The organism is Rhizobium sp. BK181, assembly GCF_014193305.1.
Lineage (GTDB): Bacteria > Pseudomonadota > Alphaproteobacteria > Rhizobiales > Rhizobiaceae > Rhizobium.
On sequence record NZ_JACHZA010000005.1, the window covers coordinates 307,539 to 333,800 of the forward strand.

Consider the following 26,262-nt stretch of genomic DNA (forward strand, 5'->3'; position numbering starts at 1 on the left):
AAAGGTCCAAGCTTTCCCTATGCTTGCCAATCCGTTAGCCGCCATGCTCTAACGGCGCATGGCTTTCACGCTTCGTCAGATCCAGTATTTCGTCGCCGTCGCCGAACAAGGCTCCGTAACGCGCGCGGCGCAGAACCTTTCGATCTCGCAATCCTCGGTTACGGAGGCGCTGAAGGAACTGGAAACCGACCTTGGGGTCGAGCTCTTCGAGCGCCATCCGCGGGGCCTGACGATCACCCACAAGGGCCATCAGTTCCTGCGGCATGCGACCAAGATCCTCGCAAGCGTCTCTGATGCGCGCACCAGCTTCTCTGGCAAGCAGAACGAGCTTTCAGGCACGCTCAACATCGGCGTCACTTCGCTCGTTGCCGGCTACGTGCTCTCAGACCTGTTGGCCCGCTATCGCCGCGCCTGCCCGGGCGTCGAAGTCAGCGCCATCGAGGACAATGGCGGCTACCTCGAACACCTTTTGGTCGGCGGCGAACTCGACGTCGCTGTCATGGTCATCTCCAATCTGCGCGACCGCATGGCGCTGCAGGCGGAGATTCTTGAGACTTCGCCCTACCGTCTGTGGCTGCCTATGGGCCACCCGCTGGTTTCCGCCGACATCATTTCCGTCGCCGATATCGCCCGCGAACCGCTGATTATGCTGACCGTCGACGAAATCGAGGAAAACACCGGCAAACTGCTGTCGGCGCTCGGTGCCCGTCCGCATGTTGCCTTCCGCACGCGCTCGGTGGAAGCAGTTCGCAGCCTGGTCGCGACGGGCGCCGGGGTGGCACTGTTGCCTGATCTCGTCTATCGCCCCTGGTCGCTCGAAGGCGATCGAATCGAGAGCCGCGACGTGTCCGGCTCGCTGCCAGTCGTGCAGGTCGGCATGGTCTGGCGGAAGGGATCCAGCCTGCCACAAGCGGCGCGCGATTTCGTCGGCATAGCCGAAGCGCTGCGGTCCGGTCGGCCGCGTTGAGATTGGTCGCGATATCGGAGATTCCGATATCGGCTTTCTGATAAATGAATTTGCGAAACCGGAGAATTCGGCGCACTTTTTCAACCGGGAACATAACGCCACGAAAAGTGGCAAAACCGGGAGACATCAGATGAAATATCTTCTGAAATCGTGCACGGCTGCGCTCGCCAGCATGAGCTTCGTGACGCAGGTTGCAGCCGCCGAACCGCTGAAGGCACTGGGCAAGGGCGAAGGTGCGGTCAGCATCGTCGCTTGGGCGGGCTACATCGAACGCGGCGAAAGCGACAAGAGCTACGACTGGGTCACCAGCTTCGAGAAGGAAACCGGCTGCAAAGTCTCCGTCAAGACGGCCGCGACCTCGGACGAAATGGTCTCGTTGATGAACGAAGGCGGCTTCGACCTCGTCACCGCCTCCGGCGATGCATCGCTTCGGCTGATCGCCGGCAAGCGTGTCCAGCCAATCAACACCGATCTGATCTCCAGCTTCAAGAACGTCGACCCCCGCCTGCAGAAGGGCCCTTGGTATACCGTCAAGGACGTCCACTACGGCGTTCCCTATCTCTGGGGACCGAACGTCCTGATGTACAACACCGACGCATTCAAGGGTAAGGCGCCGACCAGCTGGAAGGTCGTTTTCGAGGAAGAAACGCTTCCGGATGGCAAATCCAACAAGGGTCGCATCCAGGCGTATGACGGCCCGATCTATATCGCCGATGCCGCCCTTTACCTGATGGCCCACAAGCCGGAACTCGGCATCAAGGATCCCTACGAGCTGAACGAAGATCAGTACAAGGCTGCGATCGAGCTGTTGCGCGGCCAGCGCAAGCTCGTTTCGCGCTACTGGCACGACGCGATGATCCAGATCGACGACTTCAAGAACGAAGGCGTCGTCGCCTCCGGCTCCTGGCCGTTCCAGGTCAACCTGATGCAGGCCGACAAGCAGAAGATCGCCTCGACTTTCCCGGAAGAAGGGGCGACCGGCTGGGCTGACACCACCATGCTGCACGTCGACAGCGAGCATCCGAACTGCGCCTACATGTGGATGGAGCATTCGCTGCAGGCCAAGGTCCAGGGCGACGCCGCTGCCTGGTTCGGCGCTGTGCCGTCGGTTCCCGCCGCCTGCAAGGGCAACGAACTGCTGACCGACGAAGGTTGCGCAACCAACGGCTACGACCACTTCGACAAGATCAAGTTCTGGAGAACGCCGACTGCGAAGTGCACGACGCAGAATGAGTGCGTGCCCTATCACCGTTGGGTCTCTGACTACATCGGCGTAATCGGCGGACGATAATTTCGTCCGCAACCTCGTCTTCTCCTCACTCGGGGAGAGACGCCCTGCGAGGGCAGACGAGGGGACAACCGAACAAAAGAGCGGACGTCAGCGCGGGGGCGCGATGACGGAACGCCGGGTTGCCCCCTCGTTAGAGCCTTTTGGGCCACCTTCTTCCCACTGCGAAGAAGTCAAAACAAACACGACATTCCGGAGCTTACCATGACCCCCGCCGTCCGTTTCCAAAAGGTCTCGCGCCATTTTGGCCAGGTCCGTGCCGTCGATGGCGTTGATCTCGAAATTGCGCCGGGCGAATTCTTCGCCATGCTTGGCCCATCCGGTTCCGGCAAAACCACTTGCCTGCGCCTGATCGCCGGCTTCGAACAGCCGACGGGCGGCCACATCGAAATCTTTGGCGAAACGGCCGAGGGCATTCCGCCCTATCGCCGCAACGTCAACACCGTCTTCCAGGACTACGCGCTGTTCCCGCACCTCAATATCCTCGACAATGTCGCCTACGGCCTGATGGTCAAGGGTGTTGGTAGGGCCGAACGCACCAAAGCCGCCGAACAGGCGCTGGAGCTGGTGAAGCTTCCCGGCTATGGCGCACGCAAGCCCGGCCAACTCTCCGGCGGCCAACGACAGCGCGTGGCGCTCGCCCGCGCCCTCGTCAACAAGCCGAAGGTCCTTCTCCTCGACGAACCACTGGGCGCTCTTGATCTGAAGCTGCGCGAGCAGATGCAGGAGGAGCTGAAAAGCCTGCAGCGTGCGCTCGGCATCACCTTCATCTTCGTCACCCACGATCAGGGTGAGGCGCTGTCGATGGCCGACCGCGTCGCCGTCTTTAACAATGGCGGCATCGTCCAGGAGGGCACGCCGCATGACATCTATCGCCGCCCGAAAACTCGTTTCGTCGCCGATTTCGTTGGTTCCTCCAATGTCATCGCGCCAGACCTGATGACCGCGCTCGGCGGGGAGAAGCGCTGGGCGAGCCTCCGTCCCGAAGCGATCCATGTCGCGGACGAAGGTGTCGAGGCGCGCGTGGAAAATGCAAGCTTCCTGGGGGCCGCAACCCGTCTGACGGTCGCCACCAAAGGCACGCGCCTGCACGTGATGCTGCCCGCCGGCGCCAACGTGCCTGATGTCGGCGCGAACGTCCGCCTCGCCTGGCAGCGGGTCGACGTGCACTACATGGATAACGCAGCATGACCGCCATTGCACTGACGAAGCCGGCCGAACTGCGCGAGACCTCGATCCTACCCGGTCGCGGCGGTTTCTTCGGCGGGCTGTCCGACGCCTTCTGGCGGCACCCGAAGCTGCTGCTTTTCCTGATGCTCACGCCGCCCCTGCTGTGGCTCGGCATCATCTATATCGGCTCGCTGATCGCGCTGCTCCTGCAGAGCTTCTTCTCGATCGACGATTTCTCGGGCCTAGTGAACTACGAGTTCACGCTGGCGACCTACGCACAGCTCCTCAGCCCGACGAATTTCGACATCATCATCCGCACCATCATCATGGCGGCGCTAGTCACGCTGGCCTCAGCCGTCGTCGCCTTCCCGATCGCCTACTATGCCGCCCGCTATGCGCAGGGCAAATGGAAGGCGCTGTTCTATCTCGGCGTGATGCTGCCGCTGTGGTCCAGCTATCTCGTGAAGATCTATGCATGGAAGCTCATCCTCGCCAAGGAAGGCATCCTGACCTGGATCTTCGATAAGCTGTATCTGTCCTGGCTGCTCGACGGCGTCCTCAACCTGCCCGTCATCGGCGGCAACTCGCTGTCGGTCAGCTATCTCGGCACATTTCTCGTCTTCGTCTATGTCTGGCTGCCCTACATGATCCTGCCGACACAGGCTGCACTCGAACGCGTGCCCGGCAACCTCATCGAGGCCTCGTCCGATCTCGGCGCCACCCCGAGCCAGACCTTCCGCACGGTGCTGTTCCCGCTGGCGTTGCCCGGCATCGTCGCCGGCTCGATCTTCACCTTCTCGCTGACGCTAGGCGACTTCATCATTCCGCAGATCATCGGCTCGTCGCGTCTCTTCATCGGCCAGGCGGTCTATGCGCAACAAGGCACGGCAGGCAACGTCCCGCTCGCCGCCGCCTTCTCCGTCGTCCCGATCGTCATCATGGCCATCTATCTCTGGCTAGCCAAGAAACAGGGGGCCTTCGATGCGCTCTGACCGTTCGCAGCATTCGCCGCTGCTCCTGAAGATCGCTGCCGGCGGCGGTCTGCTCTTCCTGCACCTGCCGATCCTTCTGATCTTCGTCTACGCCTTCACAACCGAAGAGAAGAGCTATCAATGGCCGCCACCCGGCCTGACGACGCAGTGGTTCGGGATCGCCTGGAACCGCCCGGATGTCTGGGCAGCGCTCGGACTGTCGGTGCAGGTCGCGGTGATCGCCACGTCGATCGCGCTGGTGCTCGGCACGCTTTGCGCCGCCGCTGTCAGCCAGACGAAGTTCTTTGGCCGTGAAGCGATCTCGCTGCTGGTCATCCTGCCGATCGCGCTGCCCGGCATCATCACCGGCATTGCGTTGCGCTCCGCCTTCAGCCTGTTCGACATCCCGTTCTCGGTCTGGACGATCGTGCTTGGCCACGCGACCTTCTGCGTCGTCGTCGTCTACAACAACGCCGTCGCCCGCTTCCGCCGCACCTCGGGATCCCTGATCGAAGCGTCGATGGATCTTGGCGCCGATGGCTTCCAGACCTTCCGGCACGTCATCCTGCCGAACATCGGCACCGCGCTTCTGGCTGGCGGCATGCTTGCCTTCGCGCTGTCCTTCGACGAGGTCATCGTCACCACCTTCACCGGCGGCCAGCAATCGACGCTGCCGATCTGGATGCTCGAGGAACTCATCCGCCCGCGCCAGCGCCCTGTTACCAACGTGGTCGCGATGGTCGTCGTGCTCGTCACCTTCCTGCCGATCCTGGCAGCCTACTACCTCACTCGCGACGGCGACCAGGTCGCCGGAGCCGGCAAATAAACAGGAAGCGGGATAACCCCCATCCCGCCCCTCAAAGACAAGGGAGAACAAAATGGACACCGCGATGCTGATTGGGTCCCGCTTCGAAGCGGGCACGGAAACGGAAGAGCACATCCTGAACCCGAAGACGGGTGAAACAGTGCTTGACCTGCCGGAAGCCTCGCTTGGCCAGATCGACGCCGCCGTGGACGCGGCGGAAGCCGCGTTCAAGCAATGGTCGCAGACGACGCCGGGCGAACGCTCCAACTACCTCCTAAAGATCGCCGATGCGATCGAGAAGGACGCCGCAGGCTTCGCAGCCCTCGAAGCACTGAACTGTGGCAAGCCGATCAATGCCGTGCTCAATGACGAAATCCCCGCGATCGTCGATTGTTATCGCTTCTTCGCCGGCGCGGTGCGCAACCTGCACGGCCCGGTCGCCGGCGAGTACCTGCCCGGCCACACCTCGATGATCCGCCGCGATGCCGTCGGCATCGTCGGGTCGATCGCGCCCTGGAACTACCCGCTGATGATGATGGCTTGGAAGCTGGCGCCGGCGATCGCCGGTGGCAACACCGTCGTCTTCAAGCCTTCGGAGCAGACGCCGCTGACGGCGCTGAAGATGGCGAAGCTGCTCTCCGAAATCCTGCCCGAAGGCGTCGTCAACGTCATCCTCGGCCGCGGCGAAAGCGTCGGCAACGCGCTGATCAACCACCCGAAGATCTCGATGGTCTCGATCACGGGCGACGTCGCAACCGGCAAGAAGGTGCTTCAGGCAGCCGCCAAAACCGTGAAGCGCACCCACCTGGAACTCGGCGGCAAGGCCCCAGTCATCGTCTTCGCCGACGCCGATATCGATGCCGTGGTCGCAGGCATCCGCACCTTCGGCTACTACAATGCCGGCCAGGATTGCACCGCCGCCTGCCGCATCTATGCCGACGCGAAGGTCTACGACAAGTTCGTCGCCGACCTCTCCTCGGCCGTCTCCTCGATCAAGTTCAACCAGGCTGATGACACTGAAAACGAGATTGGCCCGCTGATCTCCAAACGCCAGCGTGACCGCGTCGAAAGTTTCGTTGCCCGTGCATCTGAGCACAAGCACATGGAAATCACCACCGGCGGCAAGACCTCCGGCGACAAGGGCTTCTTCTACACGCCGACCGTTATCGCCGGCGCCACGCAGGACGATGAAATTGTTCGCCGCGAGGTCTTCGGCCCCGTCGTCTCGGTTACCCGCTTCACCGATGTCGAGGATGCCGTCACCTGGGCCAACGACAGCGACTACGGCCTCGCTTCGTCGGTCTGGACCAAGGACATCAGCCGCGGCATGAAGATGGCGGCCCGCCTGCAATATGGCTGCACCTGGATCAACACCCACTTCATGCTCACCAACGAGATGCCGCATGGCGGCTTAAAGCAGTCCGGCTATGGCAAGGACATGTCGGTCTACGCCTTGGAAGACTACACGGCCGTCCGCCACGTCATGATCAACCACGGTTGATCCGCGCGGCTGGGCAGACGGTCCGGCCGCAATTCAAAAACAGAACAATGTACAAAGGGGAGTCCACATGAAACGCCGTACCATTCTTGCCGCCTTTGGCGGCATCTGCCTCGCCTCGACGTTTGTCGGCGCACCGGTCTATGCCGCCGAGCAGACGCCGCTTGAGGTCGTCCAACAGTATCTCGCCGCATGGAACGCGCATGATGCCACCAAGGCCGCTTCCTACTTCGATGAGAAGGTCAGCTACTACGACGCATCCGTCGGTAAACCGACAGTCGGCAAAGCAGAAGCCAAGGCTGCCGTGATCGACAGCTTCATGGCGGCGGTACCAGACTTGAAATGGGTGATGCGTGGCGACCCGATCGTCAGCGGAAACAAGGTCTCCTTCGAGTGGACCTTTTCAGGAAAGAACAGCGGCGCCTGGGCGGATGGGACCAAGGCGACTGACAAGTCCTTCTCCTTCGACGGCGCCTCCGTCTTCGTCATCGAGAACAACGCGATCAAGCAGCAGTCGGATTATTACGATGCCCTTGGTTTCTACAAGCAATTGGGCCTGATGTAACGGCCCATACGGAATGGCGACGCTCCTCGAGGGCGTCACCACAAGCCCTCCGCTGCATCCGCAACCTGCACCCGCGGATTGCGGAAAAGAGCGTATGGAACAAATTTCCTCGCGCTGCGTCATCTAAGCGATGAACAAAGAGGAAAAAATCCATGCTTAAATGGGCTCTTATATTCTTCGTTATTTCGCTGATTGCCGGTTTCTTCGGCTTCTCCGGCATATCGGCCGCGACGGCGACAATTGCGCGCGTTCTTTTCGGCATCGCGCTGGTGATCTTCCTGATCTTCCTGATTCTGGCGCTGATGGCCGGCAATGCTGTGCTTTAGCCTGACGTTCTGCGTTGGGCAGCAAACAGAGGCACAGAGTCCTTGAAGCCTTTCAGGGACACAGCTCCCAGACCCTGGAAGGCGAGACCGCGTACTGCCGCTTCGGCGGCAGTACGCGTATTCAGGCAGACAAGAGTTTGAGACGGCCCGGCAACTGCGGAAACGCGTGCCGCGAGATTGACCGTCCTCCCGAAAATATCGCCATCGCGCGGTACCACCTGGCCCGTCGCGACACCGACCCGCACAGGCGGAAGATCGCATTCACGGCTTTGCTCCACCAAGGATAGCGATGCCTCGACTGCCGAAGCCGCGTCGGGGAAGAGCATCATGACTCCATCGCCCAAAGGCTTGACGATCCGTCCATCGAATGAGCAAGAAAGCCGTTGCGCGATCGCCTCGAAACGAGCGGCCTTCTCGGCGGCGGGTGCATCACCGATCTCATGCGTCAATCCGGCGAACCCCGACAGATCGGCAAAAGCGACTGCTGGCAAGCTGTCTTCGTCCTCCGGCTCCAGACCATGTTCGCGCAATGCATCCTGGAGCCTGCCAACGATATTGTCGAAGACAGCCTCTTCAAGCATTCGTCGTTGCAACAGGAAGAGCACCCGAAAGCCGATCCGCTGAAGAGCAAGACGCTTGGCCGCGGAGATCTCCAGAAGGTGATGGTAACTCAGGCCGGCATTCAGCATTGGCTCTTCGACTTCGGCCCGGAAGAGGTCGCGCATCGTGTCGACGCAGCGCCGGACCGAATGCCCAAAGACGCGCAAGACACGCTCCATTCCCGCAGCCGAGGCGCCAAGCTGCATGCATTCGGCGATAAGCCGGACGAACTCCAAATCGTCCTCGCGAAGTGAGCGCTCCGCCGACAACGGCGGCAAGCTTGCGCTGGCCCTGAGACCGTTCAACGTATCGAGGTCGACGGTTCCAGCCGCCACTTCGTCCGCTACCGATGCGCTGGTCATGCTTACCGGTTCGAACATCACTTGACTGGCGAATTCGAACGAGAAGATTTTTCTTCTTAGCCCTTCCGCCAGAATGTCAGGGCCGATGCCCGCGTCCTGCAGAGCAAGGATCAGGCGGAGCCTACTGACATCGCTGAGTGAGTATCCATGCACGCCCGGACCGATGATCTGCCGTTGCTCAAGATCGTCAAGCCGAGCGTCGTCGCAGCCGGCAAGCACCAACAATCTCTGACGCGGCAACGCTTCCATGACGGCAACCCTTGGGGAAGGAGATTGCTTTCTACCCCAAATCCGTGCGCCCCTCCACGCAGCCAAAGGGGTTAGAGCAGACTCGCCCCAACATTGATGGCTAGCGCCAGGATCGTCGTGTTGAACAGAAACGACAGTATGGAATGCAGCAGCGTCAGCTTCCGCATCGTCACCGATGTCGTCGCGACATCCGCCGTCTGCGAGGCAACGCCGATCGTGAAGGAATAATAGAGAAAATCCCAATAGATCGGCTCTTTCGTGCTCTCCGGAAACTTCAGTCCATCGCCTTTGTGGGAACCGCCATAGTAGCGGTGCGCGTAGTGAACGGTGAAGAGCGTGTGCAGGAAGAACCAGGAATTCAGGATGGTGACGATCGCCACCAGCGCCCGGGCCAACGCTTCGCTCGGTCCCGCTTCCTTGGCGAAGTGCAACTCGAGCGCGATGCCGGCGATACTGGCGACGGCAGCCAAAATTGACAACGCCAGCAGGACGACGTCCGAAATATCGAGGTCCTCAGCGCGTTTGCGGATGCTGGCGACACTCGCGCGCAACATTCGCCGCCAGGTCAGCGCGGTAAAAACGATGGCACTGACGTTCCAGGCGACGATCAGGTTTTGCGGATTGACCTCCCGGCTGGTCAAAAGCAGAAACGTCACCAGCCCGGCGGCCACGGCGACGACAAAGACCATGTGTTTGCGAACCTGCCCCATTCCGTGACTTCCCCGGTCGCACACGTCTTCTTAGGCGAGCGCGCATACTGCAAGATTGCCTTTGATATCAGCTTGATGGCAGCGCGAGCAATATGGCCTCAGCCAGTCCAGCCCCCATCGACAACATGGATCTGACCGGTCGTAAAGCCTGCCTCGTCGCCAGAAAGATAGGTCACAAGGGCAGCAATCTCTTCTGGTGTCGCAATTCGTCCCATCGGCTGGCGAGCGATGAAATCCCTCAGCGCCTTGTCGTAATCGCCCGTGGCACGCAAGCGATCGTGCAGCGACGGGCTATCTACCGTGCCGGGGCAGATGGCGTTGGCGCGAATGCCCTTCGCCACAAAATCCGAAGCGATCGACTTGGTGAGCCCGATGACGGCAGCCTTCGATGCACTGTAGGCGAAGCGATTGGGAACACCCTTCACGCTGGAAGCAACCGAAGCCATGTTGACGATCGACCCTTTGCCTTTCTCCAGCATGCCCGGAAGAAAAGTACGGCAGGTCGTATACATCGCCTTGGCATTGAGGTTGAAGGAGAAATCCCAGTCCTTCTCCTCGCAATCCAGGATTGTGCCGGCATGAACGAAGCCGGCGCAATTGAAGAGAACGTCAACCGGGCCAATCTCAGTCGCGAAGGCTCGGACAGCGTCGCCATCGAGTACGTTAAGAATGTGCTTCTCGGCGCCCTCAAGCGTGGACAGCGTCTTCTCGTTGATATCAGTCGCATAGACATGCGCGCCGAGCGACAGGAAACGCTCTGCGCTCGCTCGACCAATGCCCTGCCCTGCCGCCGTGATGACGACCTTCTTGCCTTCCAGACCGTGGCTCATACGTCCTCCCAAAGAATCCAGCGCTTGCGACGCGTTCATTCATATGCAAACAATATATTCAGATTGGCGTCAACCTGGGTGGAGCAGAGTTGCACGCCGGAGGAAGCCTAATCAATCTCATGTCGCCGGGCATGACAAATCTGGTCGCGGAACGCCGCCCGACCGATATGCTTATGTCTGCGGCAGTTATCATGCAGTGGAGGAACAGCATGCTTTTCGACACACACCTGCACATCGTCGATCGGCAGGCGCTTGACTATCCCTGGCTTTCGAGCGCCGGAGATCTCAATCGAGATAGTCTCTACGAAGACTATGCACGCGATGCGATGCGATGTGGGATCTCCAACGTCCTGCACATGGAGGTGGATGTCGCACCCACCCGCATCGATGATGAGACGAGCTACGTCAATGAGGTCAGCCGTCGTCCAGGTAGCCTCGTGCGCGGCGTCGTCACCGCATGCCGACCGGAGGAAGACGGGTTCGAGGCGTATCTCGAGCGATCGCTCGCCGATCCCTTCATCAAGGGGTTCCGCCGCGTCCTGCATGTAGCACCCGACGATACGGCCGCCCGACCGCTGTTTCGCGAGAACGTCCGGCGCCTCTCCGGCACCCGCATGACGTTCGACCTCTGCGTCTTCCCGCATCAATTCGAAACCATCCTCGCACTTGTCGATCATTGCCCAGACGTTCGCTTCATTCTCGACCATTGTGCCAATCCGCCGATCAAGGAGGGCATGAACGAAGTCTGGCGCAAGGGTGTCACGGATTTTTCCCGGCGCCCGAACGTAACCGCAAAGGTCTCCGGCGTCGTCGCGTATGGTGATCTTGAAAAATGGTCGGTCGACAGCCTGCGCCCCTATGTCGAGCATACGATCGGGAGCTTTGGCTGGGATCGCGTCGTCTGGGGAAGCGACTGGCCGGTCTCCACGCTGGGTGGCGGGCTGACACCCTGGGTCGCGGCCACCCATGCTCTGACTGCAGGCTGCAGCCCGGAGGAGCGCGATAAGTTCTATCAGGCCAATGCCAAGCGCATCTGGTCGATATGAAACAAAAAGGGCGGCGCCATCGGCGCCGCCCTTTCAGTTTAGTTCGCCCGATAACCTTAAGCGGCTGCGAGCTGCAGTTCCTTCTGAACATTACCACGCAGCGTACCGAGGTCTTTGGCGAAGGCACGGATGCCTTCAGCAAGCTTTTCGGTCGCCATCGCGTCTTCGTTCATCATCCAGCGGAAGGTCTTTTCGTCGACGGTGATCTTGGGAGCAGGCTTCGTCACGTCAGGCGACAGCTTACGCTCGAGCTTACCCTGGTCCTTGGAGAGTTCGTCGAGGAGGTTCGGCGCAATCGTCAAGCGATCGCAACCGGCCAAGGCTTCGATTTCGCCGGCGCTGCGGAACGACGCGCCCATGACGATCGTCTTGATGTCGTTGGCCTTGTAGTAGTTGTAGATGTCGCGAACGGAAATGACGCCCGGATCTTCCTCGGGCGTGAACTCCTTGCCGGTCGACTTCTTGTACCAGTCGAGGATACGGCCGACGAACGGCGAGATCAGGAACACCTTGGCGTCGGCGCAGGCGATCGCCTGGGCCTTCGAGAACAGAAGCGTCAAGTTGCAGTCGATGCCTTCCTTCTGCAGGATCTCGGCCGCACGAATGCCTTCCCAAGTCGAAGCCAACTTGATGAGGATGCGGTCACGCTCGATACCGCGTTCCTTGTAGGCAGCGATGATCGAACGTGCCTTGGCAAGCGATGCTTCGGTATCGAAGGAAAGGTCCGCATCGACTTCAGTCGAGACGCGACCCGGAACGAGTTTGACGAGCGCAGCACCGACGGAGATCGCGAGACGATCGGCAACGGCTGCGGAAACGGCCTCTGGATTGCCGCCCTGCTTCTTGCCCCAGGCAACGGCTTCCTTGACCGTGTCTGCAAACATCGGCGTGCCCAGTGCTTTGAGGACGATGCTTGGGTTCGTCGTGCAATCAACCGGCTTCAGACGGGCAACAGCTTCGATGTCACCGGAATCGGCAACGACGGTGGTCATTTCGCGGAGTTGGTCAAGCTTGGATGTCATGGTCACTGGTCCTTTTGACTTGAGCTGCGAGCCGGCGCCTATTCGACCGGCAAAATAATCTACGAACAAGCGGTCAGTATGCTGCACATCGGGCTGCGCTCGTCTTGCTCAAACGAACTGCAACGTGAGGGACAGTTGCACCTTACCTCCTCGGACGCATAAGGGCGACTTCTTCGCGGCGACTATCGCTACTACGACCTAGATATGTCAAGGACATTTGTGCATTTCAATTGACATAAGTGTCACACCCGTCATTATCAGGCGCAACACCGAACCTGTCCTGGCTTAATGGTAGATCTAGGGCGCATTTCGCTCCGGAGGAGATGTGGTCAAGCTCAAACGCGGCACGCACACGGCCTATTCCGAGGCCTCCTCTCTCAGGCTGCGTGCGGCCTGGCTCTATTACAACCAGGGCCTGACCCAGAAGGATGTCGCCGAACAACTCGGCATCAGCCGCACGACGGTGATCCGCCTGCTCGACGAGGCGATGAAGCGCAGCGAAGTTCAGATCTGGATCAACGACTCGATCGGCGACTGCGTCGAATTGTCCGTCAAGCTCGAACGTACCTATGGTCTCGATGAGGCGATTGTTGTGCCGGCGCCGGCAAGCCCTGACGCCAATTCAATGGCAAAGAGCGTCGGCTTGGCGCTCGGCCAGTTCCTCTCCGAAGCCATTCCTGACAATTACACGATCGGCGTCGGCTGGGGGCGCACCATGACCGCTTCCCTTTCCAGCTTCCGGCCGCCCCGCCGTGACAATTGCAAGGTCGTCTCGCTGCTCGGCGGCGTCGTCGCCGTCCACCAGACGAACCCCATCGACTACACCTGGCGGCTGGCGAGCCAGCTCGGTGCCGAGTGCTACATGTTCCTCGCCCCGCTGCTGGTGGATTCGACGGAGACCAAGCGGAACCTCATCGAGAAATGCGGGCTCGATACGATCTATCGTCTGGCCGAAACGCTTGATCTCGCGATCGTCAGCTGCGGCGATATCGGCCCGCATTCCACCTCTCTGTCGGAAGGCTGGATCTCCAAAGCGGAGCTGCAGCAACTCATCGACGCCGGCTGCGTCTGCGACACGATGTTCAATTTCCTCGACCAGAGCGGCAACACGATCGATCACTCGATCAACAGCCGCGTCATGTCCGTGGACCTCGATACTTTGAAGAAGGCCAAGCACATCGTGCTGTCATCGGGCGGTGCGCATCGCGCCGTGGCTATCCGGGCGACGATCAAACGCATCGGCTGCAATACCCTCATCACGGACGAGAGCGCCGCCAAGGCGCTGTTGGCCCTGGCGGAAGCATCTTAGCAGCTTCCAGAGCAGGCCGTTATTGCAACTGGCAGAGACGCGACAATTGCGATTGCGCCCAGTTCCGCGCAAAATCCTGGGTGTCCGGTAGCTCCGACAGGAGGCTTCCGATCTCACCATCGATCTCTACGTGGGTGTCAGTGATCTTGCACGCTCCCACATCGAGCGAGACCGTGGCGACGACCTTGCCCTCCACCGGTGCCATCTGAAAGAGCGCATTGTCACCGGTCTCGCAGGTCAAAAGCGCCGTTGCCTTCACGGATGCGAGATTGGCTCCCGTCGAACAGACATCTGCGGACACAACCTTGAAGCCGCTGGTTCGATTGGGCCCCACGGGAAGCTGCTCGCATAGCTGCGCGGTCGATATCGCTCGCGCGACCTCCGGCCATTGCGGACTACTCATCGCCGACTTGCAGCCCGCCCAGGCTGGAACGAGCGACAGCGCGAGCAGGCCAACGGCAATGCCCGCGATCTTGCATGGCTTTTCTCCAGGGTTCATTTCGCCTCCTCGAGTCCCAGCCACGGAATCAAACCGGTGATTCCTGAGTTTTTGATGGCCGGACTCTCAAGGGAGGTAACGTATCCACAGCGTAGATGGACGCGTGACTGCGGTCACGCGTGCGCCGCCTCCCAGCCCAGCATCGCCCGCTTGCGCGTGAGGCCCCAGTGATACCCCGTCAAAGCCCCGCTCTTGCCGAGTGCGCGATGGCAGGGAACCACGAAGGAAATCGGGTTGGCGCCAACCGCTGCGCCGACGGCGCGCATTGCCTTCGGCCGGCCGATGTCATTAGCGATATCACTGTAGGTCACGGCTCTGCCGAAGGGGATCTTCAGCAAGCTTTCCCAAACCTGCACCTGGAAATCGGTGCCGATCAGGACGACTCGCAACGGCTGATCACAGGTCCAGCGGCCCGGCTCGAATATTCGCTCTGCGTAAGGCGCCGTTGCCTCTGAATCCTCGACATAACTAGCGTTCGGCCAACGGCACGTCATGTCCTCAAAGCAGGCCGCCTCGTCTCCGAGATCGCTGAAAGCAAGTCCCGCGAGGCCACGGTCGGTTGCCATCACAAGCGCAACGCCGAATGGCGACGCATGGAAGCCATAGCGGATCGTCAACCCGCCACCTTTCGCCTTCCATTCTCCGGGCGACATCGCCTCATGCGTAACGAAAAGATCATGCAGGCGGCTTGGGCCGGAAAGCCCGACTTCGATAGAGGTCTCCAGCAGAGGCATTGCTTCCTCGCGGAGCAGCCGCTTCGCATGGTCGAGCGTGACCGCCTGCAGGAAAGCCTTTGGAGACAGACCGGCCCAGCGGGTAAACGTCTTTTGCAGCTGCGTCGGCGATTGGTTGAGCCGCGCCGCCATCGTTTCGAGGGACGGCTGATCGCGGTAGTCCTCGGTGATGAGTTCGATCACCCGGCGTACCGTCTCGTAGTCGGAACCGTCAGGGGTGATATCGGTGTTCAGCTTGGCTACCATGTTCATGATCTTTCTCCTTACACCAAGGAGATAGTCAAGTGGCCGCCCGCAAACCACCCGTTTCTTGCGCGTCGATCAAATCCGTTGCTTGACGGTGGCAAGCGCGCCTTTGAAGGCCTTGGCAAAGCTCTCGCGGTCGTCAGGGTTCAGGAAAGAACCGATATCCGTGCCCTTTCCCTCGCCTGTTATATGCATGGAAAGGATGCCGATTTCCTGATGCCGGCGAACGAAGAAGCGCGTCCAGAAGGGATTGAAATGATGTTCGACCATCCGCCCGGAGGGCGCGAACTTGCGCACGGAGATATCGCTCCGCGACACGGTCACTTCCTCCCGCGCACGGCCGGCACGGTAGTTCAGCCAGAACGCGCCGTAGAGCAGCAGGAAATCCAGCCCAAAAAAGAAGCCGATCGGCCAAGCGCCAGTCGCGACGAAGAACATGCCGTACATCAAGCACACGGCGCCGGTCAAAAGCAGCAACACCTTGAAGCCTTTGCGACCGAGCGACCGGTACGGAAAAAGCTCGGCAGCAAAAACAGGTTGTTCGTTGGCCCTATCGGCGTTGCTTTCCATCATGGCTGGCAAGTATAGATTTTACATGCCAACTCCGAAACTCAAATCATCAGCCACATCGCCGCAGAACTCAAAAGTGATCATTCGCAGCAAGAAGCCGGCCACGGTCCGTTCGGCCTATTCCGAGGCTGAGCGCGAGGAGATTTTCCGCCGCTTCTCCATCCAGCGGCCGGAGCCGAAGGGTGAACTGGAGCACACCAACCCGTTCACGCTGGTCGTTGCCGTGGCCCTCTCCGCCCAGGCGACAGATGCGGGCGTCAACAAGGCGACGCGCGCACTTTTCAAGATCGCCGACACGCCTGAAAAGATGCTGGCGCTCGGGGAGGAACGAGTACGCGATTACATCAAGACGATCGGGCTCTATCGCAACAAGGCGAAGAACGTCATCGCTCTCTCGCAGATGCTGGTCAACACATTCGGCGGCGTCGTACCGCAAACGCGCGACGAACTGGTGACACTACCTGGCGTCGGTCGCAAGACCGCCAATGTCGTACTCTCCATGGCCTTCGGTCAGGCAACGATGGCGGTGGACACCCACATCTTTCGGATCGCCAACCGCATCAAGCTGGCACCGGGCAAGACGCCTGACGAGGTAGAGGAACGCCTGATGAAGGTGGTGCCGAAGCACTACCTCTATCATGCCCACCACTGGCTGATCTTGCACGGCCGCTATACCTGCAAGGCGCGCAAGCCGGAATGCGAACGTTGCGTGATTGCCGACATCTGCAAGTCGCCCGAGAAGACGTGCGATGTGCCGGCGGCGTTGGTCGAGTTACCGCGACAGGTTATAGGAGAGGCCGTCGAGTAAGGCGGCAATCGCCTGCTCATACTCGCTGCGTTCCTCACCGGCTGCGATTGCGATCGCGGCGCGGTCGAAGGCGGCCGAAAGAAGCCGCGCGATCGGCTGCAGCACGGGGCCTCCGCCTGGAAGATATGCTTCGAGGCCCCGTTGGAGCGTGGCTTCAGCGTTCTCCTCGTCGATGACGCCTGCATCGCGAAGGCCAAGGACGGCGGGTGCCTCCAGCAGGAGCAGTTTCGTTCGCCCCTCTTGCGCCAATGCATCGAAATATGCAGAGCCGCCCTCGAGCAATGCCTGACGGGGCGTCAGATCGCCCGAGGTGCGCGCTTCGATCGCCTCAGCAACCGCTGCGGCTTCCCGTTCGACCACCGCGCGAAACAGTGCCTTCTTGTCCTCGAAGTGATGATAGAGCGCGCCGCGCGTCACCCCCGCGGCGGCGACGATATCTGGCGTCGCCGTATCGCCATAACCTTTCTCCACGAACAAGCGGCGCGCGGCATCGAGCAAAGCCTGTTTCGTCTGTTCAGTGCGCTCGCGATTGCTTCTGCTCATAGGATTCTCTTTACATACAATCTGTACGTATGTTAATTACAAAACATGCAGATTGTATGAAAAAACGAGCAGAGGGAAAAGAGATGAAATCGACCAGCTACTATCCCGTAATCATGACTGACCGGGTCCACGAGACAGCTCGCTTCTACATCGGCCATTTCCGCTTCAAGGCGCTTTTCGAAAGCGATTGGTACATTCACCTGCAGTCGATGGACGACGAGCACGTCATCCTCGCAATCCTCGACGGCAGCCATGAGACGATCCCGGAGATCGCACGCGGCAAGGTCTCCGGACTGCTTCTCAATTTCGAAGTAGACGATGTCGACGCTATCTATGCGGCCTGCGGAGAGGCGAAGTTGCCGATCCTGAAGCCGATCTGCGACGAGGATTTCGGACAGAGACACTTCATCACGGCCGACCCGAACGGGGTTCTGATCGACATCATCAAGCCGATACCGCCGAGTGCCGAATACGCTGCAATGTACGACGCCTCAGCCCTACCAACCTGACTTAGCCGCGAAAGCCCGCATCCTCGCGGGAGATCAGCTTATGCAGGTGCACCATTAGTCCGGCAGCGAACAGCGGCGTCAGCAGATTGACGATCGGGATGGCAAGGAACGCCGCAATGACGAGCCCCGCGAGAAACACCGTCGCCGCATGCTTCGCCCGGAACGACCGCGCCTCCTGCGGTGAGCGGAACCGCATCGCCGCAAACTCGAAGAATTCGCGGCCGAGCAGGTAACCATTGACGAGAAAGAAGGCAATCAGGTTGACGCCCGGCACAAACAGCAGAAAAAGCGCGACGACATTGCCGACGATGACAATGCCGAGAAACTTGATGGAACTTGCGAGCGCCGGACCGAGCGGCATCGCGGTGCCGGCCGGGTCCGAGGGATAGTCCCGCTTTTCGATAACCTCGGCTACGTCGTCGAGAAACAGCCCGGCAATCAGCGCCGTTACCGGGGATAGCAACAGGGCCAACCCGAGCGCCAGTCCAATCCCGGCTGCGATCGCAAACACGAAGCCCAGCCACCCGGCCCAATCTGGCATGGCCGGAAAGAAGCTCGCAACCCACGGGAAAACGAATGACATAAAAGCACTTCGCAATGCTAGCCAAAGCCCTACGAGCACCAAAAGAGTCAAACCCAGGACCTTCCAAAAGACTGAACGTGTCTCCGCTGCAAAAAGATTGACAAGGGATAGTCGAGCGGCCTCTAAGATCATCCTGGGGTCTCCGGTTGCAATAACCATGTAGGAGTCTGAAGTTTGAACGGCAAGGCTGAAATAAATCCGGTCGATCGCCCCAAAACTTGTCGGGAAACCTATGTTAATATATAGTAATTTATCATCTAAGATTGCTTTATCCTGAGACGCAGCTTTCGGAATAGTTGCAAGCGACGGGGGTTGCCCTGCCTATCCGGGAATTGCTTCGGAAGATCTGGACGGCTGACGTGGAAGATTTTGTTCAAAAGCTCCGCCAATATGCCAAGTCCGGCACCCCGGCCGAGCGACGAATCGCGAAGTACTTCTCCGAACACCTGAACGATCTGCCGTTCGAAACAGCCGCTTCGGTTGCCGATCGCCTGGATCTCAGCCCAATGACAGTGGGCCGCTTTTTGCGCGCGCTCGGCTATCAGGGACTCGACAGCGTCAAGGTCCACATCCGTGAGACAACGGCCATCTCGCCAACGCAGATGCAGGCATCTCTCACTGAGCTGCAAACCGATGCTACCGCCGGAAAGCCGCTCGCCGTACTCGTCTCCGAACAGATCCAGGCATTGCACCACATCTACCACCTGACCGGCCAGCCGCAGTGGACCGAAGCCGTTTCGATGATCTCAGCCGCTCATGAGGTCTTTATCGCTTCGCATGCGCGCCTGTCCGGTTTCGCATCCCACTTCGCCCAGCGATTGACTTATGCACGCGATGGCGTGCATGCGCTTGATGGTACGGGCAGCCGCTTCGCCGAGCTCTTCGCACGGCTCGATGGCAATGATGCCCTGCTCGTGGTGATTGATAGCCGCCGTTTCGGCAAGGCCCGCCTGCTCGCCCGCACGGCACGGCGCTACGGATACAAGGTCATTCTGATTACCGCACAAGGCGCCAACTGGATACCAGATCAGGCCAATCTCGTGCTGGCCCTTCCGCCCGCCCGCTCCGAGGACGCCGATAACCTGCCGCCATTGATGGCCTTGCTCGACTGCTTGTCGGAAACCGTCATTGCTGCCGCAGGCGACGAAGCGAGCGCCCGCACCCGCCGCATGGTGGAATTTGGCAGCATGCTGGGCGAAAGCGGAAACCGCTAGATCGGGCCTCCGACAGGTTGTCCGGTCAGACCGAGGCAACCGATTGGCCCTACTCCATCGCCTCCAGTTCGGCGCGGTGACGATACATGGCAAGTAACCTGCGATAATCGCGGTCGTAAAGCGCCTGCCTTGCTGCATCCGGCAGCCGCTCTTCGCCGCCGGGATACATCGCCGCTCCCGCTTCTGCGAGGTCAGCATAGAGGCCACACGCCACGGAAGCCGCCATCGCCGTGCCAAGGAGCACCGCCTCGTTCATCTTAGGCACCACGACCTTGCAACCAGTGGCATCCGAATAGAGCTCCATCAGCACCGAATTTTTCACATGGCCGCCGGCGACATGCAGGGTGTCCGGCACATAGCCGTACTCTTTCATCCGCTCCAGGATGTGGCGTATCCCGAGCGCTATCCCCACTGCGGTACGCCAATACAGCGCGCAGAGCCCATCGAAGGAGGTGTCCAAGGTCAGGCCGCTTACCGCGCCGACGGCATGCGGGTCAGCGAGCGGCGAGCGGTTGCCGTGAAAATCCGGCAGGACGAAGATCCGCGCACCGAATTCGTCCCCCTCGTCGGCGCGGAGCTGCGCGATCCTAAGGACGATCTTCTGGTGCAATGCCGCGCTCGGCTCGCCGCCGGCCGCGTGCATCCGTACGATATGGTCGAGCAGCGCGCCCGTCGCCGATTGCCCTGCTTCGACCAGCCACGTTTCTGGAAAGACTGCTTCGTAGTACGGGCCCCACATGCCGTGGCTTGGCTTGCGCTCGCGCGAGAACGAGACGATGCAACTCGACGTGCCAGCGATCAGGGCCAGCTGGCGCTCTAGCCCGCGGGCATCGCGCGCCTCGCCGCCGAGTGTGCCGAGTGCTCCGGCATAGGCATCGATCATGCCCGAGGAAACGTGGCACGCCGTCGTCAATCCCAGCGCCGAGGCGGCCTCCTGCGTCAGGGTCCCGACAGTCTTGCCAACCGCCACCGTTTCCTCCGGCAGCCGTCCGCGTTCCAGCAGGTCGTCGAGCCCGATCTGCTCGAGAAAGTCCTTCTGCCAACCTTTGTTGAGATGCGCCAGGTAGTTCCATTTGGCTGTCAACGTGCAACGCGAGCGGGCCAAAGCACCTGTCGCCTTCCAGGTCATGAAATCCGCCAGATCGAAGAGATAGCCGGTGTTCATCCAAGTGCCGGGCAGCTTCTTCTTCAGCCACATCAGCTTCGGCATTTCCATTTCCGGGGACATGAAATGGCCTGAGTGCTCCAGCACCGGATGCTGCGTCGCCGTGCAGAAATCGGCCTCCCTCAGTGCCCGGTGGTCGAGCCAGACGATGGTGTCGAAACGCCGTTCGCCTCCGGTCGAAACACTGATCTGATTGCCCTCGACATCGCGCACGACGAGCGAGCAGGTGGCGTCGAAGCCAATAGCGCCGACCGATGCCGGCGCAGCCCCCGATTGCTCCATTGCCTTGCGCACAGCAATGCAGACTGCCGACCAGATGTCTTCGGAATCGTGCTCGGCGTGGTTTTCACGCGGTCGGTTCATGATGATCGGGTGTTCGGCCTTGCCAAGCAGCGCGCCGCGAGCGTCGAAGACGCCGGCGCGCGCACTGCCCGTGCCGATATCGACCGCAACCACATGCTGAGGCATTAAAGGTGCATCCCGTCCTGCTTATGTTTGCGGACAAGGTGTATCAATTCCGGCATCGCGTCAAACACGGCTTCGGGCGAAAGCCGGTCAAGTTCAGCGCGATAGCCGGAAAAATTAGCGTGTGAACCACCGGTGAAGGCAAACACCCTCATGCCTGCGGCCTTGGCCGCCTCGATCCCGGCGGGGCTGTCTTCGACCACGACGCAACCTGCCGGATCGACATTCATTTCACGCGCCGCATGCAGGAACAGGTCCGGGGCCGGTTTGCCGTTCTTGACCATCGTAGCACTGAAGATATTCGGCAACCGATCGATCAAACCGGTGACCGTCAGCGACAGACGGATGCGCTCGACCTGGCTGGAAGAGGCGACGCAGCACGGAATACCGAGGGTGTCGATCGTCTCGGCGATCCCGTCCATCGGTTTCAGCTCCTTGCGAAAGCGGGCGTAGAGGTCTGTGCGGATCTGCTCGAGGAATTCCTGCCCCGGGTGGACGTTGTATTCGGTTTTCATCGTCTCGATCACCGTCGCCAGACTGCGTCCGAGGAAGCGGCCGTAGACCTCTTCCTCGGTGATCGGGATGTTGAGATCGTTCATCGCCTTGACAAGAACGCTGACCGATATCGGTTCGCTATCGACGAGAACGCCGTCGCAATCGAAGATGACCAGCCGTGTTTCAACCTCTGCCATGGCAGACCCATTCGCAATTGGTGCAGGAAAGTTCCAGCCGCCGGACTTGGCGGACGCGGCGGCAAGAATGCCGCCACTAGACCTTACACAGCAAGCTTGTTGTCGAGATAAAGCTGCAGGGTTTCGCGCGTGCCTTTTTCCCACAGCGTTTTCAGCGCATGGGCAAAACGCTTGCGGAACAGTTCTGATTTCGACACCTCGCCGAAGATGTCGTCGAAGGCGAGGAAGGCCATTGGATCGCTCTTGGCTTTCAGTGCGGCCGCATGCAGGCGATCGGCGCTGGCGTCGTTGAAGACGATGTCCTTGCCGCTGTCGGTCTTGCCCGCGAAATAGCGGCACCACAGCGCCGACACGAGCGCCAGCCCGACGACATCCCGGCCCTGGTTGAGGTTGTCGAGCGTGGACGGCAAAATGAACTTTGGCTGCCGGTTTGATCCATCCTGCGCCAGGCGCGGGATGGTGTCGGCGATCTTCGGATTGAGAAGGCGATGCTCGATCAGCGCAAAATAGTCGGTCAGTGAGGTATTCGGGACCGGCGGAACGATCGGGATAATCTCGTCCTTCTCGAGCTTGGCCAGGAATGCCCGGATCAGCGGATCCTCCATCGAGTCGTGGACGAAGTGGATGTCCATCAGCGCTGCCGGATAGGCAATCGCTGCGTGGCCGCCATTGAGGATGCGGATCTTCATATGTTCATAGGGCGTCACATCGGGAACAAAGGTCACACCGACCTTCTCCAGCGCCGGTCGTCCGGCGGTGAACTTGTCTTCCAGCACCCACTGCTTGAACTCTTCGCAATAGACCGGCCAGTTATCCTCGATGCTGAAGACATCCTTCAACAAATCGATTTCACGCTGGCCTGTCGCCGGCGTGATGCGGTCCACCATGGCATTCGGGAATGCGACGTTCGCCTTGATCCAGTCGGCAAAGGCATGATCTGACAGGCGTGCTGTACCAACGACGGCATTCGACGTAACGACGCCGTTATGCGGAATGTTGTCGCAGGACATGACGGTGAAAGGCACGATGCCCTTTTCCTTGCGCGCCTTGAGGCCCGCGACAACAAGACCGAAGACGGTCTTCGGCTCGGAAGGGTTCTGGCCGTCCGCAGCGATTGCCGGATGACCCGGATTGAACTTGCCGGACGCGTCGATGAAATAGCCGCCTTCGGTGATCGTCATCGAAACGATCCGGATGGTTGGATCGGCGAGCTTGGCGATGATCGTCTTGGCATCGCCAACAGGCAGAATGTCGATCATTGGAGCGGTAACGCGCGCGGCCGTCTTGTTGTTGTCCTGCTCGACCACGGTCGTCAGGAAGTCCTGGGCGGCGAGCTTTTCGCGCATTGCCGCGTCGGAAGGAAGAATACCCGCGCCGATGATCGCCCAATCGTGATCCTGGCCCTGATTGAAAAGGTCGTCGAGGTAGATCGCCTGGTGAGCGCGGTGGAAGTTGCCCACGCCGAAGTGCACGATGCCCGCTTTCAGCGACGCCCGCTCATAGGTCGGTACGGCGGCCGTCTTTGCCGCCTCGGAAAGCGTTGCCAGCGATAGTTTGCACGTCATGTTTCAGTCCTCTTGAAGGTCTTCGGGATCGGCTACGATCCCGATATCGGCATGCCGGGCATTTGTCCGGCGCGCACTCTCTTCCCCAACCCGGCACCAATACTCTCAGATGGTGAGGCCACCTTCGTTGAATTTGTGGATCCGCGTCTTGTCGGGCGTCAGATAAACGATGTCCCCAGCCTTGGCCGGGAAATCGCCACCGCCGCGCGCTGTGACGTGGCCGATACCCTCGACATCGACATGCAGGAAGGTGTCGGCGCCGAGATGCTCGGCAACCATGACCTTGCCCTTCCAGTCGCCACTCTCCATCGACAGCAGCACATGCTCGGGCCGCACGCCGATCGTGTTCGCGCCAAGCTGCGCGGCATACTGGCCTTTGACGATGTTCATCTTCGGCGAGCCGATGAAGCCCGCGACGAAGAGGTTTCGCGGCTTGTGATAGAGCTCCAGTGGCGAACCGACCTGTTCGATGTTGCCGCGGTTCAGCACCACGATCTTGTCGGCCATGGTCATGGCCTCGACCTGGTCGTGAGTCACGTAGATCATGGTCGTCTTGAGCTGCTGATGCAGTTCGCTGATCTCAAGGCGCATGTTGACGCGCAACGCCGCATCGAGGTTCGACAGCGGCTCGTCAAAGAGGAAGGCCGACGGCTGGCGCACGATCGCACGACCGATCGCGACGCGCTGGCGCTGACCGCCCGAGAGCTGGCGCGGCTTGCGTTCGAGATAGTCCGTCAGATTCAAGACCCGTGCGGCATCAGCGACCTTTCGGTCAATTTCCGCCTTGTCGACGTTGGCCATCTTCAGCGGAAACGCGATGTTGTTGCGCACGCTCATATGCGGATAAAGCGCATAGGATTGGAACACCATTGCCAGCCCGCGCTCCGACGGAGCTTTCTCGGTTGCATCCTTGCCGTCGATGACTATCTTGCCGTCCGACACGTCTTCAAGACCTGCAATGAGGCGGAGAAGCGTGGACTTGCCGCAGCCCGAGGGGCCGACGAAGACGACGAACTCACCGTCCTTGATGTCGAGGTCGATCGACGGGATGACCTTGGCTTCACCGAAGACCTTCGAGACTCTCTGAAGGGTAATGCTGCCCATGTTTCTCTCCCTGATATCTTATTTCACCGCGCCGAAGGTCAGGCCGCGGACGAGTTGTTTTTGCGAGAACCAGCCGAGGATCAGGATCGGGGCGATCGCCATGGTCGAAGCTGCCGAAAGCTTGGCATAGAACAAGCCTTCGGGGCTGGAATAGGAGGCAATAAACGCTGTCAGCGGCGCCGCTTTCGAGGCACTGAGGTTCAACGTCCAGAAGGCTTCGTTCCAGGCCAGGATGATGTTCAGGAGCAGTGTCGAGGCGATGCCGGGCACTGCCATCGGCGTCAGCACGTAGATGATCTCCTTGGCAAGCGAGGCGCCGTCCATGCGCGCAGCTTCGAGGATCTCGCCGGGAATTTCCTTGAAGTAGGTGTAAAGCATCCAGACGATGATCGGCAGATTGATCAGTGTGAGGATGATGACAAGGCCGGTGCGACTATCGAGGAGTCCGGAATTGCGGAACATCAGATAGATCGGGATGAGGGCGCCGACCGGCGGCATCATCTTCGTCGACAGCATCCACATCAGGACGTCCTTGGTCCGCTTCGTCGGCGAGAACGCCATCGCCCAGGCCGCCGGAATGGCGATGATCAGGCCGATCAGCGTCGAGCCAAAGGAGATGATCACCGAATTCATGAAGTGGCTGAGATAGTTGGAGCGGCTCTGTACTTCCGAATAGCTCTCCGTCGTCCAGTGGAAGAACAGGAACTGCGGCGGCGAGGCGATGGCATCCGCTTCCGTCTTGAAGCTCGTCAGGAACGTCCAGAGGATCGGGAAGAATATCAGGATGCCGAGCGTCCAGGCGATGGCGGTCATGACGACCTTGCGCTGGGTTGTGACTTTTCTAGCCATCTCAAGCCTCCAGATTCTTGCCGACGAGGCGCACGAGGAAGATCGCAACAATGTTGGCGAGGATGACCGCCACGATACCGCCCGCAGAAGCGCCGCCGATATCGAACTGCAGGAGCGCCTGCACATAGACGAGATAGGTGAGGTTCGTGCTCTGCGTGCCGGGGCCGCCGTTGGTGGTGACCAGGATTTCGGCGAACACCGAAAGAAGGAAGATCGTCTGGATCAGGATCACAACAGTGATGGCGCGGGCCATGTGCGGCAGGATGATGTAGATGAATTTCGAAACGACGCCGGCGCCATCCATTTCAGCGGCTTCCTGCTGCTCTTCGTCCAGCGATTGCAGGGCGGTCAGCATGATAAGCGTGGCAAACGGCAGCCATTGCCAGGCGACGATTAGAATGATCGAAAAGAGTGGTGCATTGGCAAGCCAGTCATAGGGCTGCATTCCAAGCGCCTTGGCGAGATGCGCGAAGAGCCCGTTGACCGGGTTCATGAACATGTTCTTCCACACCAGCGCGGCAACTGTCGGCATGACGAAGAAGGGAGCGATCACCAGGATGCGAACGATGCCCTGCCCGTAGATATCCTGATTTAGAAGCAGCGCGAACGCGATGCCGCCCACGACGGTGATCAGGAGCACGCCGAGCACTAGCAGCAGGGTATTGATGAGCGCGGAGAAAAAGGCCGGATCAGTGAGGAAGTATTTGTAATTGAGGAAGCCGACGAAGGTTTCCATCCCCGGGCTGAGCAGATTGTAGTTCAGCGTCGAGAAGTAGATCGTCATCACAAGGGGGACGATCATCCACAGGAAGAGGAGCACAACAGACGGTGCGATCATCATTCGCGCTGCGGAGCGGGTATGTAACGTTGCCATGGCGATGACCGATCCTGTTCAAATGGGTAGCCGGCTGCAGGGCAGCTGAGAAAAAAGGGGGTCGCCGACGCAGTTTGGGCAATTCGGCGACCCAGACGGGCGGGGATGTCAACTTCCCCGCCTT

The 26,262-nt window shown here is 60.1% G+C and carries 28 protein-coding genes; 13 read left to right on the plus strand and 15 right to left on the minus strand.

What is annotated here, in order from left to right:
• The first annotated feature begins 58 nt into the window (after nt 1–58).
• From FHT77_RS15865 to FHT77_RS15900, 8 genes are all read left to right on the plus strand, one after another.
• Nucleotides 59–967, plus strand: coding sequence for a LysR family transcriptional regulator (locus FHT77_RS15865; protein WP_183755910.1), 909 nt, complete (start codon nt 59–61; stop codon nt 965–967).
• Nucleotides 968–1,097: 130 nt separating this feature from the next.
• The gene (locus tag FHT77_RS15870; protein ID WP_183755911.1) at nt 1,098–2,258 is read left to right on the plus strand and encodes an ABC transporter substrate-binding protein; all 1,161 of its coding nucleotides are present in this window, start codon (nt 1,098–1,100) and stop codon (nt 2,256–2,258) included.
• A gap of 201 nt (nt 2,259–2,459) precedes the next feature.
• Complete coding sequence (locus FHT77_RS15875; protein ID WP_183755912.1) at nt 2,460–3,446, plus strand: ABC transporter ATP-binding protein; 987 nt, start codon at nt 2,460–2,462, stop codon at nt 3,444–3,446.
• Nucleotides 3,443–4,417 carry an ABC transporter permease gene (locus FHT77_RS15880; RefSeq protein ID WP_183755913.1) on the plus strand — a complete coding sequence of 325 codons (975 nt, stop codon included), beginning with the start codon at nt 3,443–3,445 and terminating at the stop codon, nt 4,415–4,417. The genes FHT77_RS15875 and FHT77_RS15880 overlap by 4 nt, the downstream gene beginning before the upstream one ends.
• On the plus strand, nt 4,407–5,222 hold the full coding sequence (locus tag FHT77_RS15885) for an ABC transporter permease (RefSeq protein WP_183755914.1): 816 nt from the start codon (nt 4,407–4,409) through the stop codon (nt 5,220–5,222). Before FHT77_RS15880 ends, FHT77_RS15885 begins: the two co-directional genes overlap by 11 nt.
• Before the next feature lie 52 nt (nt 5,223–5,274).
• Nucleotides 5,275–6,702, plus strand: coding sequence for a gamma-aminobutyraldehyde dehydrogenase (locus tag FHT77_RS15890; protein WP_183755915.1), 1,428 nt, complete (start codon nt 5,275–5,277; stop codon nt 6,700–6,702).
• A gap of 67 nt (nt 6,703–6,769) precedes the next feature.
• Nucleotides 6,770–7,264: an ester cyclase gene (locus FHT77_RS15895; protein ID WP_183755916.1), complete on the plus strand. Its 495-nt coding sequence runs from the start codon at nt 6,770–6,772 to the stop codon at nt 7,262–7,264.
• Between the two features lie 152 nt (nt 7,265–7,416).
• Nucleotides 7,417–7,590, plus strand: coding sequence for a DUF1328 domain-containing protein (locus tag FHT77_RS15900; RefSeq protein ID WP_037133354.1), 174 nt, complete (start codon nt 7,417–7,419; stop codon nt 7,588–7,590).
• Here FHT77_RS15900 and FHT77_RS15905 read toward each other — a convergent pair.
• The 3 genes from FHT77_RS15905 to FHT77_RS15915 all read right to left on the minus strand — a co-directional run bounded on the left by FHT77_RS15905 (nt 7,587) and on the right by FHT77_RS15915 (nt 10,341).
• Nucleotides 7,587–8,801 carry an adenylate/guanylate cyclase domain-containing protein gene (locus FHT77_RS15905; RefSeq protein WP_183755917.1) on the minus strand — a complete coding sequence of 405 codons (1,215 nt, stop codon included), beginning with the start codon at nt 8,799–8,801 and terminating at the stop codon, nt 7,587–7,589. The genes FHT77_RS15900 and FHT77_RS15905 overlap by 4 nt on opposite strands.
• Before the next feature lie 71 nt (nt 8,802–8,872).
• Complete coding sequence (locus FHT77_RS15910; RefSeq protein WP_246712609.1) at nt 8,873–9,511, minus strand: DUF1345 domain-containing protein; 639 nt, start codon at nt 9,509–9,511, stop codon at nt 8,873–8,875.
• Nucleotides 9,512–9,609: 98 nt separating this feature from the next.
• Nucleotides 9,610–10,341, minus strand: a complete 732-nt coding sequence (locus FHT77_RS15915) for an SDR family oxidoreductase (protein ID WP_183755918.1) — start codon at nt 10,339–10,341, stop codon at nt 9,610–9,612.
• 209 nt (nt 10,342–10,550) lie between these two features.
• On the opposite strand from FHT77_RS15915, the gene FHT77_RS15920 reads away from it, so the two are divergent.
• Nucleotides 10,551–11,387, plus strand: coding sequence for an amidohydrolase (locus FHT77_RS15920; protein ID WP_183755919.1), 837 nt, complete (start codon nt 10,551–10,553; stop codon nt 11,385–11,387).
• 56 nt (nt 11,388–11,443) lie between these two features.
• Here FHT77_RS15920 and tal read toward each other — a convergent pair whose 3' ends face one another.
• Nucleotides 11,444–12,409 carry a transaldolase gene (gene tal, locus FHT77_RS15925; protein WP_016556954.1) on the minus strand — a complete coding sequence of 322 codons (966 nt, stop codon included), beginning with the start codon at nt 12,407–12,409 and terminating at the stop codon, nt 11,444–11,446.
• A gap of 325 nt (nt 12,410–12,734) precedes the next feature.
• On the opposite strand from tal, the gene FHT77_RS15930 reads away from it, so the two are divergent.
• Nucleotides 12,735–13,718, plus strand: a complete 984-nt coding sequence (locus FHT77_RS15930; RefSeq protein ID WP_183755920.1) for a sugar-binding transcriptional regulator — start codon at nt 12,735–12,737, stop codon at nt 13,716–13,718.
• Nucleotides 13,719–13,737: 19 nt separating this feature from the next.
• On the opposite strand, the gene FHT77_RS15935 is transcribed toward FHT77_RS15930, so the two are convergent.
• The 3 genes from FHT77_RS15935 to FHT77_RS15945 form a co-directional block, all read right to left on the minus strand.
• Nucleotides 13,738–14,217, minus strand: coding sequence for a hypothetical protein (locus FHT77_RS15935; RefSeq protein ID WP_183755921.1), 480 nt, complete (start codon nt 14,215–14,217; stop codon nt 13,738–13,740).
• Nucleotides 14,218–14,330: 113 nt separating this feature from the next.
• A complete protein-coding gene (locus tag FHT77_RS15940) occupies nt 14,331–15,203 on the minus strand; it encodes a methylated-DNA--[protein]-cysteine S-methyltransferase (RefSeq protein ID WP_183755922.1) in 873 nt (290 codons plus the stop codon).
• 69 nt (nt 15,204–15,272) lie between these two features.
• On the minus strand, nt 15,273–15,770 hold the full coding sequence (locus FHT77_RS15945) for a DUF2244 domain-containing protein (protein WP_016556951.1): 498 nt from the start codon (nt 15,768–15,770) through the stop codon (nt 15,273–15,275).
• Nucleotides 15,771–15,792: 22 nt separating this feature from the next.
• Here FHT77_RS15945 and nth point away from each other — a divergent pair, with 22 nt between their 5' ends.
• Nucleotides 15,793–16,575 (plus strand): endonuclease III, encoded by a 783-nt coding sequence (nth, locus tag FHT77_RS15950; protein WP_183755923.1) that lies wholly within the window; start codon nt 15,793–15,795, stop codon nt 16,573–16,575.
• Here nth and FHT77_RS15955 read toward each other — a convergent pair.
• Nucleotides 16,540–17,118, minus strand: a complete 579-nt coding sequence (locus FHT77_RS15955; protein WP_183755924.1) for a TetR/AcrR family transcriptional regulator — start codon at nt 17,116–17,118, stop codon at nt 16,540–16,542. The two genes, nth and FHT77_RS15955, sit on opposite strands and share 36 nt — an antisense overlap.
• Before the next feature lie 83 nt (nt 17,119–17,201).
• Here FHT77_RS15955 and FHT77_RS15960 point away from each other — a divergent pair, with 83 nt between their 5' ends.
• A complete protein-coding gene (locus tag FHT77_RS15960; RefSeq protein WP_183755925.1) occupies nt 17,202–17,627 on the plus strand; it encodes a VOC family protein in 426 nt (141 codons plus the stop codon).
• Between the two features lies 1 nt (nt 17,628).
• Here the strand turns inward: FHT77_RS15960 and FHT77_RS15965 are convergent, their stop codons facing one another.
• The gene (locus FHT77_RS15965) at nt 17,629–18,342 is read right to left on the minus strand and encodes a sulfate transporter family protein (RefSeq protein WP_183755926.1); all 714 of its coding nucleotides are present in this window, start codon (nt 18,340–18,342) and stop codon (nt 17,629–17,631) included.
• A gap of 227 nt (nt 18,343–18,569) precedes the next feature.
• On the opposite strand from FHT77_RS15965, the gene FHT77_RS15970 reads away from it, so the two are divergent.
• Nucleotides 18,570–19,424 (plus strand): MurR/RpiR family transcriptional regulator, encoded by an 855-nt coding sequence (locus FHT77_RS15970; protein ID WP_183755927.1) that lies wholly within the window; start codon nt 18,570–18,572, stop codon nt 19,422–19,424.
• A 49-nt stretch (nt 19,425–19,473) separates the two neighbouring features.
• On the opposite strand, the gene FHT77_RS15975 is transcribed toward FHT77_RS15970, so the two are convergent.
• From FHT77_RS15975 to FHT77_RS16000, 6 genes are all read right to left on the minus strand, one after another.
• Complete coding sequence (locus FHT77_RS15975) at nt 19,474–21,057, minus strand: FGGY-family carbohydrate kinase (protein ID WP_183755928.1); 1,584 nt, start codon at nt 21,055–21,057, stop codon at nt 19,474–19,476.
• Nucleotides 21,057–21,746 (minus strand): HAD family hydrolase, encoded by a 690-nt coding sequence (locus tag FHT77_RS15980; RefSeq protein ID WP_183755929.1) that lies wholly within the window; start codon nt 21,744–21,746, stop codon nt 21,057–21,059. The genes FHT77_RS15975 and FHT77_RS15980 overlap by 1 nt, the downstream gene beginning before the upstream one ends.
• A gap of 83 nt (nt 21,747–21,829) precedes the next feature.
• Complete coding sequence (locus FHT77_RS15985; protein ID WP_183755930.1) at nt 21,830–23,311, minus strand: mannitol dehydrogenase family protein; 1,482 nt, start codon at nt 23,309–23,311, stop codon at nt 21,830–21,832.
• Between the two features lie 105 nt (nt 23,312–23,416).
• A complete protein-coding gene (locus tag FHT77_RS15990) occupies nt 23,417–24,415 on the minus strand; it encodes an ABC transporter ATP-binding protein (protein WP_183755931.1) in 999 nt (332 codons plus the stop codon).
• Between the two features lie 18 nt (nt 24,416–24,433).
• Nucleotides 24,434–25,264 carry a carbohydrate ABC transporter permease gene (locus FHT77_RS15995; protein WP_016556941.1) on the minus strand — a complete coding sequence of 277 codons (831 nt, stop codon included), beginning with the start codon at nt 25,262–25,264 and terminating at the stop codon, nt 24,434–24,436.
• A gap of 1 nt (nt 25,265) precedes the next feature.
• Nucleotides 25,266–26,138, minus strand: coding sequence for a carbohydrate ABC transporter permease (locus tag FHT77_RS16000; protein WP_016556940.1), 873 nt, complete (start codon nt 26,136–26,138; stop codon nt 25,266–25,268).
• Nucleotides 26,139–26,262: the final 124 nt, after the last annotated feature.

What these genes read in the sequence shown, in the direction of transcription:
- FHT77_RS15865 (WP_183755910.1), top strand. Translation starts at nt 59, where the DNA reads ATGGCTTTCACGCTTCGTCAGATCCAGTATTTCGTCGCCGTCGCCGAA.
- FHT77_RS15870 (WP_183755911.1), top strand. Translation starts at nt 1,098, where the DNA reads ATGAAATATCTTCTGAAATCGTGCACGGCTGCGCTCGCCAGCATGAGC.
- FHT77_RS15875 (WP_183755912.1), top strand. Translation starts at nt 2,460, where the DNA reads ATGACCCCCGCCGTCCGTTTCCAAAAGGTCTCGCGCCATTTTGGCCAG.
- FHT77_RS15880 (WP_183755913.1), top strand. Translation starts at nt 3,443, where the DNA reads ATGACCGCCATTGCACTGACGAAGCCGGCCGAACTGCGCGAGACCTCG.
- FHT77_RS15885 (WP_183755914.1), top strand. Translation starts at nt 4,407, where the DNA reads ATGCGCTCTGACCGTTCGCAGCATTCGCCGCTGCTCCTGAAGATCGCT.
- FHT77_RS15890 (WP_183755915.1), top strand. Translation starts at nt 5,275, where the DNA reads ATGGACACCGCGATGCTGATTGGGTCCCGCTTCGAAGCGGGCACGGAA.
- FHT77_RS15895 (WP_183755916.1), top strand. Translation starts at nt 6,770, where the DNA reads ATGAAACGCCGTACCATTCTTGCCGCCTTTGGCGGCATCTGCCTCGCC.
- FHT77_RS15900 (WP_037133354.1), top strand. Translation starts at nt 7,417, where the DNA reads ATGCTTAAATGGGCTCTTATATTCTTCGTTATTTCGCTGATTGCCGGT.
- FHT77_RS15905 (WP_183755917.1), bottom strand. Translation starts at nt 8,801, where the DNA reads ATGGAAGCGTTGCCGCGTCAGAGATTGTTGGTGCTTGCCGGCTGCGAC.
- FHT77_RS15910 (WP_246712609.1), bottom strand. Translation starts at nt 9,511, where the DNA reads ATGGGGCAGGTTCGCAAACACATGGTCTTTGTCGTCGCCGTGGCCGCC.
- FHT77_RS15915 (WP_183755918.1), bottom strand. Translation starts at nt 10,341, where the DNA reads ATGAGCCACGGTCTGGAAGGCAAGAAGGTCGTCATCACGGCGGCAGGG.
- FHT77_RS15920 (WP_183755919.1), top strand. Translation starts at nt 10,551, where the DNA reads ATGCTTTTCGACACACACCTGCACATCGTCGATCGGCAGGCGCTTGAC.
- tal (WP_016556954.1), bottom strand. Translation starts at nt 12,409, where the DNA reads ATGACATCCAAGCTTGACCAACTCCGCGAAATGACCACCGTCGTTGCC.
- FHT77_RS15935 (WP_183755921.1), bottom strand. Translation starts at nt 14,217, where the DNA reads ATGAACCCTGGAGAAAAGCCATGCAAGATCGCGGGCATTGCCGTTGGC.
- FHT77_RS15940 (WP_183755922.1), bottom strand. Translation starts at nt 15,203, where the DNA reads ATGAACATGGTAGCCAAGCTGAACACCGATATCACCCCTGACGGTTCC.
- FHT77_RS15945 (WP_016556951.1), bottom strand. Translation starts at nt 15,770, where the DNA reads ATGATGGAAAGCAACGCCGATAGGGCCAACGAACAACCTGTTTTTGCT.
- nth (WP_183755923.1), top strand. Translation starts at nt 15,793, where the DNA reads ATGCCAACTCCGAAACTCAAATCATCAGCCACATCGCCGCAGAACTCA.
- FHT77_RS15955 (WP_183755924.1), bottom strand. Translation starts at nt 17,118, where the DNA reads ATGAGCAGAAGCAATCGCGAGCGCACTGAACAGACGAAACAGGCTTTG.
- FHT77_RS15960 (WP_183755925.1), top strand. Translation starts at nt 17,202, where the DNA reads ATGAAATCGACCAGCTACTATCCCGTAATCATGACTGACCGGGTCCAC.
- FHT77_RS15965 (WP_183755926.1), bottom strand. Translation starts at nt 18,342, where the DNA reads ATGATCTTAGAGGCCGCTCGACTATCCCTTGTCAATCTTTTTGCAGCG.
- FHT77_RS15975 (WP_183755928.1), bottom strand. Translation starts at nt 21,057, where the DNA reads ATGCCTCAGCATGTGGTTGCGGTCGATATCGGCACGGGCAGTGCGCGC.
- FHT77_RS15980 (WP_183755929.1), bottom strand. Translation starts at nt 21,746, where the DNA reads ATGGCAGAGGTTGAAACACGGCTGGTCATCTTCGATTGCGACGGCGTT.
- FHT77_RS15985 (WP_183755930.1), bottom strand. Translation starts at nt 23,311, where the DNA reads ATGACGTGCAAACTATCGCTGGCAACGCTTTCCGAGGCGGCAAAGACG.
- FHT77_RS15990 (WP_183755931.1), bottom strand. Translation starts at nt 24,415, where the DNA reads ATGGGCAGCATTACCCTTCAGAGAGTCTCGAAGGTCTTCGGTGAAGCC.
- FHT77_RS15995 (WP_016556941.1), bottom strand. Translation starts at nt 25,264, where the DNA reads ATGGCTAGAAAAGTCACAACCCAGCGCAAGGTCGTCATGACCGCCATC.
- FHT77_RS16000 (WP_016556940.1), bottom strand. Translation starts at nt 26,138, where the DNA reads ATGGCAACGTTACATACCCGCTCCGCAGCGCGAATGATGATCGCACCG.